The organism is Amycolatopsis sp. NPDC051372 (genome assembly GCF_040682095.1).
GTDB lineage: Bacteria > Actinomycetota > Actinomycetes > Mycobacteriales > Pseudonocardiaceae > Amycolatopsis.
Genome location: NZ_JBFBAF010000001.1, coordinates 453,839 through 466,990, shown reverse-complemented (window position 1 = coordinate 466,990; position 13,152 = coordinate 453,839). Strand labels below are relative to the sequence as shown.

At 71.3% G+C, this 13,152-nt stretch carries 7 protein-coding genes; all 7 read right to left on the bottom strand.

Features of this window, described 5'->3' with window-relative positions; genetic code table 11:
- Positions 1-46 precede the first annotated feature (46 nt).
- Positions 47-487 (bottom strand): hypothetical protein, encoded by a 441-nt coding sequence (locus tag AB0M56_RS02220; protein ID WP_364170038.1) that lies wholly within the window; start codon positions 485-487, stop codon positions 47-49.
- Positions 484-882, bottom strand: coding sequence for a YbaB/EbfC family nucleoid-associated protein (locus tag AB0M56_RS02215; protein ID WP_364170035.1), 399 nt, complete (start codon positions 880-882; stop codon positions 484-486). Before AB0M56_RS02215 ends, AB0M56_RS02220 begins: the two co-directional genes overlap by 4 nt.
- Positions 883-893: 11 nt before the next feature.
- Entirely contained in the window at positions 894-4,214 is a 3,321-nt protein-coding gene (locus tag AB0M56_RS02210; protein WP_364170033.1) for a right-handed parallel beta-helix repeat-containing protein, read from the bottom strand.
- Positions 4,215-4,245: 31 nt separating this feature from the next.
- Positions 4,246-7,320 (bottom strand): hypothetical protein, encoded by a 3,075-nt coding sequence (locus AB0M56_RS02205; protein ID WP_364170030.1) that lies wholly within the window; start codon positions 7,318-7,320, stop codon positions 4,246-4,248.
- Positions 7,321-7,396: 76 nt separating this feature from the next.
- The gene (locus AB0M56_RS02200) at positions 7,397-7,666 is read right to left on the bottom strand and encodes a type VII secretion protein EccB (RefSeq protein WP_220245042.1); all 270 of its coding nucleotides are present in this window, start codon (positions 7,664-7,666) and stop codon (positions 7,397-7,399) included.
- Between the two features lie 15 nt (positions 7,667-7,681).
- Complete coding sequence (gene eccD / locus AB0M56_RS02195; protein WP_364170731.1) at positions 7,682-9,058, bottom strand: type VII secretion integral membrane protein EccD; 1,377 nt, start codon at positions 9,056-9,058, stop codon at positions 7,682-7,684.
- A gap of 64 nt (positions 9,059-9,122) precedes the next feature.
- On the bottom strand, positions 9,123-13,124 hold the full coding sequence (gene eccCa / locus AB0M56_RS02190; RefSeq protein WP_364170028.1) for a type VII secretion protein EccCa: 4,002 nt from the start codon (positions 13,122-13,124) through the stop codon (positions 9,123-9,125).
- Positions 13,125-13,152 lie beyond the last annotated feature (28 nt).

Genomic DNA, 13,152 nt, shown 5'->3' with positions numbered 1-13,152 from the left:
CTCACCGCGGGTTCACCCCCTTGACAAAAACAGGTCTACAAAGGACTCAGTGCGCCGGCTTCGACGGAATCGTCGGCTTCAGCGCGGTGCCTTCACGCGCCCGCAACGGCTCGGCCGGACCGCCGGCGCCACCGCTGTTGACGTCCGTGTTCAGCTGCGTGAAGTCCGTCCGCAACGACCCCGCGAGCTCCGTCGCGCCCTCGTCGACGTCGCGAAACGAGTCGGCCATGTCGCGCACCGCCGTGGTCGTGCCGTCCACGGCCTTGGCCCACGCGTCGAGTCCGTTGTAGATCTTGCCGGCCGCCGCGAGGTGCACGTTGGCGAAGTTCGAGCCGTTCTTGTCGTTGCCGGTCGCGGCCAGAACGGTGCTGGGGTTGGTCAGGGCCTGCACGCGCTGCGCCAGGCTCCGCAGCTCGCCCGCCTTCTGGGCGAAGCCGTTGGCGCTGTTGGTGAGTCCGTCCGCGTCGACGAAGAAGTCGTCAGTCATGCCTGGGTCCCTTCCTCCATGCCGGGAACACGTCCCGAGAACAACGCCCGCACGTCCACGCGGCCGCTCATCAAGTCCTGCGCCGAGAGCCCGGGCGGCAGCATCGGTGCCATCGCCTCCGCAGAGGCGCTGATCGACTTCTGCCGCGCCTCCTCGACCGTTTTCACGATCACCGCCGCCAGCTCGGCCGGCGCCATCCTCTTGTACACACTGGTGGGGAAGGAAAGTTCGGTCAGCTCACCGGTGCGCGACACCGTCGCGGTCACCTCGCGCCGCGCCGACGTGGCGCTGGTCGTGAGCGAATCCACCTGCTTGCGGTTCTCCTCGAACCGCTCGCGCTGCTGCTGGTAGGCGCCCATGGCCTCGTCCAGCATCTTCTGGTACGGCGAACTCATGCGTTACCTCCTCAGCCGACCGACGCCAGGCCCTGGCCCAGCGCCAGCGCTCCGGTCTCAGGTGGACGGATCCCGCGCAGGTCCGCGGCCGCGAGTGTGCGCGACGCGGCCGCCACCGACAACGTCCGCGCCAGCTCGTGGGCCGCGTGCACGGTGTGCTCCGAAGCCGATGCCAGCTCGTGGGCCAGCGCGTCCCGGACGTCGTCAGGGACGTCGTGACCGCGCCGCACCAGCAGCCGCACGGCGATCTCCGCCAGTTCGTCCACTGTGTACTCGCCGAGCTCCCACCCGACGGTGAACGAGCTCCGCAACGCGGGCACCACACCCAGCAACGCGGCCACCCGCTGCGTCTGCCCGCTCAGCACCACCACCGGGTCAGCCGGACGGCGCGTCACGGCCTCCGCGACGGCCTCGACGACCTCCGCGCCCGAGCTGTGCGTCGCGATCTCCCAGTCACCGTCCACATCGAGCACGAGCACGCCACCGCTGGCGTCGTTCATGGCCGTGCGCACGAGGTGCTCGGCCTGCCCCGGCCAGCGCGGGTACAGGTCGGCGGCCACCGAGCAACGCACGAGCTGCCCGACGTTCACCAGCCCCAGCTCCGCCAGGCTCAACGCGTACAGCTTCGCGAACTCGGCCCGCCCGGACCCGCGTTCGCCACTGATCACCAGGTTCGCCAGGTGCCCCAGGGGCTGGCGTTCCTGCTTCAGCCCGCCCAGGCGCACCAGCTGGCGCTGCGCGTTCTCCCGCACGCCGGCCTGGCCGACGAGGGTGCGCAGCCGGTTCCAGCCCGTGCTCGCGCCGACGGCCGCCGCCGGGTCCGAACCCACCGAGACCGCCGCGGCCGCCGCGGCCGGCAGCTGCACCAGCTCGGCCCGCAGGTCCTCGGCCGTCAGCCGGTTGAGCTCCGAGTCCTTCGACGGCGGCTGCAACGCCAGCCGCGAAGCCTGGTTGTTCACCATCGCCTCGAACAGCTTGCGCGCCACACGGCCGTTACCGAACGTCGCGTCCTTCGGCACCCGCTCGAAGTACTCGCGCAACGCCGTGATCGCGTCGTCGGTCAGCTCGTAGTAGTGCTTGCGGGTCAAGCCCGTGGTGATCGTGACCAGCTCGTCGACGCTGTAGTTCGGGAACTCGATCGTGCGCGTGAACCGCGACGCCAGACCGGGGTTGGACTGCAGGAACAGGTCCATCTGCTCCGAGTACCCCGCGACGATCACCACCAGCGAATCACGCTGGTCTTCCATGATCTTCATCAGCGCGTCGATGGCTTCCTGACCGAAGTCCGGACCGGACCCGCCCGAACCCGCGGCCAGCGTGTACGCCTCGTCGATGAACAGCACGCCACCGATGGCCTTCTCGACCACCTCGGTGGTCTTGATCGCCGTCGAACCGATGTACTGGCCCACCAGGTCCTGACGCGCGACCTCGATCATGTGGCCCTTGGACAGGATGCCCAGCTCCGCCAGCACCGTGCCGTACAGGCGCGCGACCGTGGTCTTACCGGTACCGGGAGGGCCCGCGAACACGAGGTGGCGGCTCATCGGCGGCATCGGCAGCCCCATGCGCTCACGCATCTGGGACATCTTGATCAGGTTGATCAGGCCGGTGACCTCCTTCTTCACCCCGGCCAGACCCACCAGGGACTCCAGGTCACCCAGCGGCCCGTCCAGCACCTCACCCGCGGCGTCGCTCACGCTCTGCGGGCCGGTCGGCTGGTCGGGCGTCGACGGGAACTCCGACGACAATCCGCTCGAAGGTTCCGCCCGCACCTGGTCGGTGCTCACGTTCTCCACCGTCGCCTGGTCGTCCTCAAGGCGGTGCACGGCCTCGCCGCCCGCGTCGTTGACCACGCAGTCGCGGATCGTCACCGGCTCGCGCGTCTCGACGAGGAACCCGTCGCCACCGGCGCCGAGCACCTCGCACTCGACGAGCGACCCGCGCGAACCCTCTTCCAGCACCACACCGTTGCGCTTGGCGCTGCGGACGCGGCACCGCGAGGCACTCAGCACGGAGCCGCCGGCGACGGTGATCCCGTCGGCCTTCGCCTCGGCGATTTCACAGTCCTGCAACGAACTTTCGGCCGGGCCCGACACACGAAGGCCGCCGCCGCGCACCAGCACCGAGGTGAGCGACGACGGCGTGCTCGCCCCGAGCGTCACGGCGTGTTCGGCGGTCGAGCCCACTCTGATGTCGGCCACGGTCACCCGCGCCGACTCGGTCGCCTCCAGGCCCCCCTCGCGGCCGGTCTCGATCGACGCGTCGGCCAGCTCCATTCGCGACTGTCCGGAAAGGACGATTCCCGGCCCGGATTCGGTGTTCAGCCGCAGGCCGGTGATCTTCACGGCCGCCTCGGCGTTCACGAGCACCGCCGTCTGCGTCGAACCGCGCACGGTCGCGCGCTCGAACTTCGGCGTCGACTCACCGTCGACGAGGATCGCGACCGGCGAACCCTCGAACGTGCAGTCCACGAACTGCGGCGCCGCGTTCGCCGTCGCCTGCACCGCGTTGCGCTCGGCACCGGAGAACACGCACTCGCGCAGCAGCGGCGCCGAAGACCCGGCCACGTGCGCGGCCTGCATCGGCGCGGCGACGAACTGTGAGCTCGCCACCGAGATCCGGCCCTGGCTGGTGAGATAAAGATCAACATTTGCGCTTTCACGCACAGTGAGGCCCGTGATTGTTGCGCGGCCCTGTTGTTCCACCACCATCGCAGGTTTTTGTGCGCCGGTGATCTCGCAGTGTTCGATTACTGCCACCGCCTCGCCGTTCACGCAGATCCCGTTGCCCTGCGGGCGGCGCACGGCGCACCGGCGCAGCACCACGGACCCGACCTCGGCCACCACGATCCCCGACGACGCCGCGTCGACGATCTCCGTGTCCTCGATCGTGCTCTGCGCCGGCGAAGCCACGACCACGCCGGCGCCCGCAGAGCTCGTGACCGTGCAGCCGCGCAGCGCGAGCTGGCCCTGCAGGCGCGCGAGCAGCGTCGCCCAGGAGGCGCCGGAGATCCGGCAGCCGTCCAGCGCCGCCTCGCCGCGCACCACGTCGACGGCCACGAGGTTGCTGTCGGTGCTGGTGAGCGTGAACCCGCGCAGCTGCACGGCCTCGGCATTGGCGACGAGGACGCTGCCCTCGCTCGCCACGACCTCGACGGTGCCCGCACCCTGCTCGGCGACCAGCGAAACCATCCGGTCCACCACGAGGTTCTCCTCGTAGCGGCCCGGGTTCACGCTGATCGTGGCCCCCGGCTGCGCTTGCGCCAGCGCGGCGCCGATGGTCGGGAACGCCCCCGGCCGATCACCGCCGACCACGAGCAACTGTCGGTTCATCGATTTCGCCTCTCCCGCCTCGACACCACGCTCACACCAGCCCCGGGAGCGCCCCGAACCGCGGCGCGGACACCTCGGCGATCGGGTCCCGTCCCTCGGCCTCGGCCCACACCTCGAGCTCCCGGCGCAGCGACACCAGAGCCAGCTCGTCGAGCGAGATCCGGTCGGACGCGACCTTGCCGGTCTCGTCCACCTCGCTCGACGTCAGTTCCCGCAGCAGTACCAGCCCGCGCACGCCCTCGGCGGGTTCGCGCAGGTCCAGCACCTTGAAACTCGTGCCGGGCACGAACAGCACCCGGTTCTCCACGCCACCGGCGGTGGGTTCCAGCAGCTTCGTGCGGCGGGCCGTGATCGACCAGACCAGCACGTCGGTTTCGCCGTCCAAAGTGGACGACGGCTGCGTGAGCGTGTTGAGGAAACCCCACTCGGTGAGCACCTTCTGCGAGCGAAACAGGTCCCACTCGGACTTCGACACGGACGTCGCGAACGTCGCCGGGCCGCGGTGCGAGGGCAGGCGGCTCAGGCCCGCGACCACGCAGCGCGCGATGGGCACGTGCGGCCCGTTGGCGCCGGTACGCAGCCCGCCGTCGATGGCCGCGCCCTTGACCGAGAGGTACAGCTGCACGGCGACCGCGTCTGTGAGCACCTCCGCCGACGACGTCGACAGCGCCCCCTGGAACCCGGGGTGCTCGGACAGGATGCGGGCCACGGCGTTGGACATCAGGCCGTACTCCGCGCCGAGCGACTTACGCAGCCACTCGCGTTCCTTCTCGGCGCCACGCTTGGGCAGCAGCGCCGTCGCCTCGGCACCCGGGGTGGGCTGCAGGCGCGCCTCGCCCTTCTCGGCCGGAACGACCGGGGCGACCGGCTCGACTGCGGCTTCGGTGACCTGAGCGTTCTCGCTGGTCTCAGCGCCTTCGACGGTCTCGGTGTTCTGGGTGGTGATCTCGACGGGAACGACCGGTCCCTGCACGGTCGGCGCCTCGACCGACGGCGGCGTCACCGGCGGCACCCCCGCGGCAGGCGGCATTCCGGCGGGTGGCGTGGCGGCCGGAGGCATCCCGGCCGGCGGCGTGGCCGCGGGCGGCATCCCGGCCGGCGGCGCGGCCGCGGGCGGCATCCCCACGGGCGGGGTCGCGGCTGGTGGCATCGACACGGGCCCGGCGGCCAGACTGGGCGGAGCCACCGGAGCCGACGGCATCCCGACCGGCGGCGCGGCAGGCGGAATCGGCGCGGGCGGGGTAGCCGGACCCGAGAACCCGGTCGGCGCACCGGGAACCGGCACGACCGAACCCGGGCCCGCGAAACCGCCGGGCGCCCCGAACTTCGGCGGCACCGACGAACCGGCGAACGCAGCCGGAGCCTCGGCCCCACCCTCGGGCGCCCCGAACTTCGGCGGCACCGACGGACCCGCGAACGCAGCCGGAGCCTCGGCCCCGCCCTGAAGCACGGTGGGGCCGACCGGACCCGCGAACCCGGCGCCACCGGGCTTCTCGGCGTGCCGGCCCGCCGGCTTGTCGTCCTGCCTGTGCCCGAACGGACCGCCGGAGGACTCCTCCATCGGCACCATCGGCGGCCGCGCCGACGTGATCGTGATCGGGCTGCCGCCCCCGGCCAGCGACCGCGGTACCCCGACACCCGGGTCGAGGCGCTGGGTGATCGTCGGCTCGGACCGCAGCAACGCCGGCTCCGGCGTGACGTCCACCTCGAGGTCCACGGGCGCGGCCGGCTTGTACTCGCCGGGCACCACGACCTCCGTCGGACTGGCTTCCAGCAACGCCGGGGCCGGAGCCGCGTCACCCTGCTCGATCTCCGCCAGCGCCTTGGTCGTCACCTGCACCCGGCCGCGCTCGGCCAGCAGCGCGTGCGCGGGCAGGACGCGGCTCATGCGCCGCGTGTTCTCGTCGAGCCGCGCGAGCACGTCCTGGGCCAGCATGCGCATGCGGTCCACGGCGTCTTCGCTCGTCGCGTCGAAAGTCAGGTTGTTGATCGAGTTGTCCAGCGTCAGCGCGCGCACGGCCGGGGTTTCGCGGCCGTCGTGCGGCGAGCGCACCAGCAGGCCGGACTGCACGACCTCGATCACGGCGTCGGGCGAGTACCAGTACACGGCCGGGGCGACCTCGTTGAGGCCGTGGATCGGTGGGCGGTGGCTGATCAGGCGCGGCGCCTGCACCGGCCCGCCCTGCACGCGCGGCTGATAGCCGATCTCGCGCACGAACGTGGTCCAGCCCAGCCGGCCGTCGAACAGCACCGTGCGCACGTCGACCAGCTGCGGCGACCCGACGGGCAGGCCGGTGTAGAAAGCGACCTCCTTGCCCAGCAGGTCGGCCAGCGCCTGGCCCAGCGACGTCCGGGCCGGCACCGACATCGGCCCGTACTGCACGAACCGCGCGTTGGCCCGCACGTTCTCCGGCAGCCGCACCCACAGGCGGGCCGCGTCGTCGAGCGTCAACGGTGGGCAGCCGGGGCAGCCCAGCACGATGGTCATCGTGTCGTGCTGCGCGGGCAGGCCCTTGACCAGCGCCGCGCGGTGCGCGCGCTGTCCCTGGTCGAAGCCGACCGGACGCACCCACAGCCCACCCGGCAACGGCTCCGCGACCCCGCGCGAGCTCGTGGACGTCAGCTCCGCCGTGAGCCCGGAGTCCCACGACGGCCGCGGGAACCGCTTGGCCTCCCACTTCGGCGCGCGCCCCGGCTGGAACCTCACCCAGCCGCTGCCGCGTCCGGAGTGGACGAACAGGGCACCGCCGGCGCTCGGGATCACCGAACCGTCAGGCGCCAGCACCGTGCGGTTGATCCGCTCCGACAGCCACTGCCCGGCCAGCGCCGACGTCTCGCGCGAACGCCCGCCGATCACCAGCCGCACTCCGCGACGGCGCCGCGGCAGGACCTTCGCCACCGACTCCCACAGGGAGATCGGCGAGTCCACCGGCAGGTCCACGACGACCAGGTCGTGCTCGGTGTCGGCCGCGACGCCCAGCGCGAGCGCCTGGGCCTCGTCGGTCATCCCGGTCGCGGGGTGGACGACAAGAGCGTTCCCGACCGTCTGCTTGTCGAGGGTGGTACCGGAGGCACCGGTCCCGCGACGCACCAGCGAGAGGTCCATGTTCACCTTCGTCCTTCCTACCGGCACCGGCCCGAGCTCCCGGCACAGCTGTCACGTGCGGCGTAGGTCTATCGGTTCACGTCGGGATGCGCACCGTGTGGGACGGCCCGCCGGTGCCCCCCACTGGTGCAGACGGCGCACTCCCGCCGGTGTGATGCGCGATCAGGCCGTAGACGAAAAACCCGACCACGATCAGCAGCGCCAGCAGCGCGCCGCCGAGCAGGCCGTTCCAGGTCCGCTTGGCCGGCACGTCGAGGTGGCTCGCGTCGCCCAGCACCAGGGCCGAGGTCATCCGTCCGATGAGGAACGAATACGCCTCGACGTGGTCCTTCTGCGTCTGCACCATGTCAGCTCACCCCGTTCACGCCGTGAGCCCGGTCGCCCAGCCGTAGACCCCGAACAGCTGCAGCAGGATCGGGATCACCGCCACCGCGCTCAACGTCTCGGTCCAGTTGGCCAGGTGGCCCCAGATCGGCAGCAGGCGCCGCGGCGGCGGCCGCAGCATCGCCAGCACCAGCAGGAAGAACACCAGCGCCAGCCCGCCGGCCGACACTCCGCGCCGGTTGGCCGCCATCGGGTCGACCAGCGACAGCGCGAGCAGCACCAGTCCGACCGAGCCGGCGATCGACAGCGGCACCCGCTGCCACGCGCCGAGCAGCGCGCGCGAGCGCATCAGCACCGCCGCGGCCACGAGGAACGCCAGCAGCTTCGGGAACAGGTCCTGCTCGGCGAGGAACGGGAAGGCGCAGGTGAACACCACAGCCGACGCGATGCAGAAGATCGTGAGGTAACCGTCGGCGTAGGCCGTCTGCCGCACCATCTGCTCGGCGGGCGCGGGCTCGATGTCGTACTGCAGCTCCGACGCGGTGCGCGGCAGCTGCGGGCCGCGGATGCGCGCGAACCGGATGCCGATACGCGGCGCGAACACGAGCACCGCGATGAGCACGGCCGACACGAGGCCCGCCGTCTGCGTCGTGGTCAGCCCGGCACCGAGGTGCAGCCACATCGAAAGGGCGCCGGCGACACCCGTCGCCACCACCGCGCCGAACGGCACGAACGGCAGGCCGGGCGACCACGCCGCGCGCCCACCGATGAGCAGGCCACCGGCCAGCGCGAACGTCAACGAGCCCACGAGGATCGGCGCGCCCTGCAGGTCGAACGCGGCGTCGACCCCGGCCACGCCCACGGCGCCGGCGATGGCCGCGAACCCGCAGCCGCCGAGGCCGAGCAGCAGGAGCAGCGCGTTGTCTTCGGAGCGCACGCCGCACGCGACCGCGGCCACGACCAGGCCCAGCGCCACAACGGCGGTCCCGATCGCGGACAGGCCCAGCGGACCGGGCATGAGCAGGATCCACGCCAGCACGACCTGCGCGAAGATCGCGAAGCCGAGGAACAGCCAGCGGTTGAACTCCGGCTTCCAGCGCCCGGGCTGGCGGCTGACGGCGGTGGCCATGCCGTCGGCGATGTCGTCGAAGTCGAGCTCCGGCAGCGGGTCCAGGCGGGGGCGGAGGTGGAACTCCTCGCCCTCCTTCCAGTCCAGCGACTCCGGCGTGCCGGCCGCGTCGAGCGGGGCCTCACCGAGGCGCTGCAGCACCCACGTGTCGGCCAGGTCCTCGCGGCCGCCGGTGTGGTGCAGCAGCACCGGCAGCAGGCTCGTGAGCGGCACCGACATCGGCACGGCCAGATCGGCCCGCCCCTGCGGCCCGTACACCGTGATCCGGCAGAGCTCGCCCTGCATGGCTGTCAACGTCCGCTCCTTCCAGCGCGCGCGTTGTCGTCGAAAGCACCGTGTTCGAAAGAGCTCATCGCAGGCCGCCCACCAGCTGCTGCTGCTCGGCTTCCGCGCCCAGCGGCACGTAACCGGTCTGCACGAGCTTCACGCCGCGGCGGGTGACCAGCTGCGCGCGGCCCGCGGGCAGGTTGCGCGGGGTCGCCTCGCCGAGGAACTTGCCTTCTTCCTTGGGGTAGGAGAAGACCACGCCGGGGCTGCCCAGCTCCCACACCCGGCGGATCACCGGGTCGCTCAGCGCGCGCATCACCCCGGAGGTGCTGCGCGCGACGATGAGGTGGAACCCGATGTAGGCGCCCTGCGAAAGCAGCGACAGCAGCGGCTCGAGCGGCGAGCCCATGCCGCCGGTGAGCAGCTGGTAGTCGTCGACCACGAAGAACAGCCGCGGGCCCGTCCACCAGTCGCGGCGCTTGAGCCGGTCGGCGGTGATGGACTGGTCCGGTACCCGCGGGGTGAGCGACACGCTCGCCTGCGCGGCCAGCTCGTGCAACGCCTCCGTGGTGGTGGCGTAGCCGACGCGGTAGGCCTCGGGGACCTCCGTGTCGAGCATGCGGCTCGGGTCGGCGAGCACGATCTTCGCCTCGCTCGGCTGGTAGCGCGCGAGCACCGAGCGGATGACCAGCCGCAGCAGGTTGGTCTTGCCGGTCTCGTTGTCGCCGAAGGTGAGCAGGTGCGGCGTCGCCTCGAAGTTGTGCCACACCGGCAGCAGCCGCTGCTCGTCCTGGCCCAGTGCGATCCGCAGGTCGCCGTCCGGCCGCGGGAGCTCGCTGATCGGCAACGTGTTCGGCAGCATCCGCACCGCCGGTGCCTTGCGGCCCGGCCAGAACGTGTGCACCTCTTCGGCCACGGCCTTGGTCGCCGCCGCCAGGTCGTCGGTCGCGGAGCTGCCGTCCATGCGCGGCAGCGCCGCCAGGAAGTGCAGCCCGTCCGGCGTCATGCCGCGGCCGGGCTGGTTCGGCACCGTTTTGGCCTTGCGCGAACCGATCTCCGACTCCATCGGGTCACCCAGGCGCAGCTCGAACCGCGTCTGCAGCAGGTCGCGCAGGTACGGGCGGATCTCCGACCAGCGCGTGGACGCGATCACCACGTGGATGCCGAACGACAGACCGCGCGAGGCCAGCTCGCCGATCTTCTGCTCCAGCTCCGAATAGTCGTTCTTGAGGCTGTACCAGCCGTCGATGACCAGGAAGACGTCGCCGAACGGGTCGTCGATCTGGCCGCGCCGGCGCAGCTGCCGGTAGACCTCCATCGACTCGACCCCGCGCTCGGAGAACACGTTCTCGCGGTACTCCATGATCTGCGAGATCTCTTCGATGGTCCGCACCACGCGGTCGCGCTCGAGGCGCGTGGCGACCGAGCCGACGTGCGGCAGGCCGTTGATCGACATGATGCCGCCACCACCGAAGTCCAGCCCGTAGAACTGGACCTCCTCCGGCGTGTGCGTCATCGCCAGCGCCAGCACCAGCGTGCGGACGATGGTCGACTTGCCCGTCTTCGGGCCACCCACCACGGCCACGTGGCCCGCGGCACTGGACAGATCGGCCATCAGCAGCTCGCGCACCTGCTCGAACGGCCGGTCGATCATGCCCATCGGCACCCGCAGGCGGCCGTGGTGCGCCGGGTCCTGCACGCTCATGCCGCGCACCGGGTCGGGCAGCACGCTGGGCAGCAGCGAGTCGAGGCTCGGCGACTCCGCCAGCGGCGGCAGCCACACCTGCCGCGCCGCCGGGCCCGCGCCCGTGAGCCGGTCGACGAACACGTCGGCCAGCGTCGGGCCGACCGGCGCCGCGTCGAGAGCGTCCACATCGGACATCTTCTTCTCGCCCGCGTCCGGCTCGTCGTCGCGGATGATGAACCGGCTCGGGCGCGCCTGGGTGAAGAACGGCACCACCTCGCGGCTCACGCGCGCGGCGTCCGCGTGGCCCTCGCCGCTGCCGGCGGGCACGGGGCCGGACACGTACGCGGCCTTGAAGCGCACCAGGTTCGTGGTGTCGATCTTGAGGAAACCGTTGCCCGGCTCCGAAGGCAGCTCATACGCGCTGCCGACCCCGATCACACTGCGCGACTCCATCGAGGAGAACGTGCGCAGCGCGATCCGGTACGACAGGTGGCCCTCCACGCGGTGGATGCGGCCCTCGTCCAGCCGCTGCGACGCGAGCAGCAGGTGCACGCCGAGGCTCCGGCCCAGCCGCCCGACCGAGACGAACAGCTCCATGAACTCCGGCTTCGCGCTCAACAGCTCGGAGAACTCGTCCACCACCAGGAACAACGTCGGCATCGGCGCCAGCTGTTCACCGGCCGCGCGCGCCTTCTCGTACTCGTACAACGACGGATAACCACTGGCGCGCAACTGTTCCTGCCGGCGCACCATCTCACCGTTGAGCGAGTCCTGCATGCGGTCGACCAGCGGCAGCTCGTCGGCCAGGTTGGTGATCATCGCCGAGGTGTGCGGCAGCCGGTCCATCCCCAGGAACGTCGCGCCACCCTTGAAGTCAACCAGCACGAAGTTCAGGATCTCCGACGAGTGCGTCGCCGCCAGCCCCAGCACCAGCGTGCGCAGCAGCTCCGACTTGCCCGAACCGGTCGCGCCGATCAGCATGCCGTGCGGGCCCATTCCGCCCTGCGCCGACTCCTTCAGGTCCAGCTCGACGATCTCGCCCTCTTCGGTCACGCCGATCGGGACCGACATCCGCGCCCGCTGCACCGCCCGCGGCCGCCACTGCGCCGCGATGTCGAACGTGTGCACGTCCTTGATGTTCAGCAACGCCGTCAACCCGAAGTCGCTTTCCAGCGGCTGCTCCGCGATCTCCAACGTGCCGCTCGTCCGCTTCGGCGCCAGCAACCGCGCCAGGCCCTCGGCCTGCGTCACCGACAGCTCGTCGCGCAACGCCGAACCCGCGCCCGTGCCGGCGGGGAACTCGACGAGGTCGTCCTTCGTGTTCAGCCGCAGCACCTTCGGGCCACCGGGCAGCGCGCCCGTGACATCCAGCAACACCACGTTGCGCAGACCCGCGCCCACCAGCCGCGACGACTCCGGGATCGGCGCCAAGTGCGCCACGATCACCACCAGCGGCTCGGTCGTGCTCGGACCCACCGACTTGTCGTGGTCGTCGCGGTCGGCGACGTCCGGGCCCAGGATGTCCATCAGCTCGTCGTGATCTGTCGCCAGCAACCGCAACGGACCCGCCGGATCGCGGAACGTCGGATGGTTGTTGTGCGGCATCCACTTCACCCAGTCCCACTGCGACTGGGCGGCCTCGGTCGTCAGCACCGCCACGCGAAGCTCGTCGGGCGAGTGGAACGTGATCAGCTGCGCCAGCATCGCCCGCACCAGACCGACGGCGGCCTCGGGGTCGCCGTCGAACTCCACGCTCGTGAAGCTGCGCAGCCCCACCGCCGTCGGAATGCCCGACAACGTCCGGTACGTCTCGGTGAAGCGCCGCAACGAAATCGCCGACAGCGGGTCCAGGTCCTCGATCGGCTTCGTGACCGGCGGCATCAGCTCCAGCGCCGACTGCTGCGACCCCAGCCCGATGCGCACGCGGCCGAAGTCGTCGTGGCTCACCCGCCGCTCCCACAGCCGCGGCCCCATCGCCAGCGACCACAGCGAATCCGGCGACGGGTTGTTCCACGCCACCGCCCGCCGCTGGTGTTCCGCCGTGGACCGCGCACGGTCGCGCACCTGCGCGATGTAGCGCAGGTAGTCGCGCCGCTCGGCCTTCATCTTCCGCTTGCGCTCACCCGCCGCCCGCGACAGCTGGCCCAGGCTCATGGCCATCATCGACACGCCCATGCCGCCACCGAGCACATACGTCATCGGCGAGCTGCCGCCCACACCCGAGAACGCCAGGATCATCACCATCGACCCGATGCCCATCGGCAGCATCATCAACAGCGAGTTGAAGTCCCGGGCCGCCGGCTCGGCGAGCACCGGCGGCTCCTGCAGGTCTTCCTGCCCCTCGGGCAGCTCCGGACCCGCGACCCGCGGGCCACGCTTGACCGTCTCAGTACTCACCGGTGCACCTCCTTCCGAACCTTCTCCG

Coding starts and splice junctions, on each gene's coding strand:
- AB0M56_RS02220 (WP_364170038.1), bottom strand. CDS start 487: ATGACTGACGACTTCTTCGTCGACGCGGACGGACTCACCAACAGCGCC.
- AB0M56_RS02215 (WP_364170035.1), bottom strand. CDS start 882: ATGAGTTCGCCGTACCAGAAGATGCTGGACGAGGCCATGGGCGCCTAC.
- AB0M56_RS02210 (WP_364170033.1), bottom strand. CDS start 4,214: ATGAACCGACAGTTGCTCGTGGTCGGCGGTGATCGGCCGGGGGCGTTC.
- AB0M56_RS02205 (WP_364170030.1), bottom strand. CDS start 7,320: ATGGACCTCTCGCTGGTGCGTCGCGGGACCGGTGCCTCCGGTACCACC.
- AB0M56_RS02200 (WP_220245042.1), bottom strand. CDS start 7,666: ATGGTGCAGACGCAGAAGGACCACGTCGAGGCGTATTCGTTCCTCATC.
- eccD (WP_364170731.1), bottom strand. CDS start 9,058: ATGCAGGGCGAGCTCTGCCGGATCACGGTGTACGGGCCGCAGGGGCGG.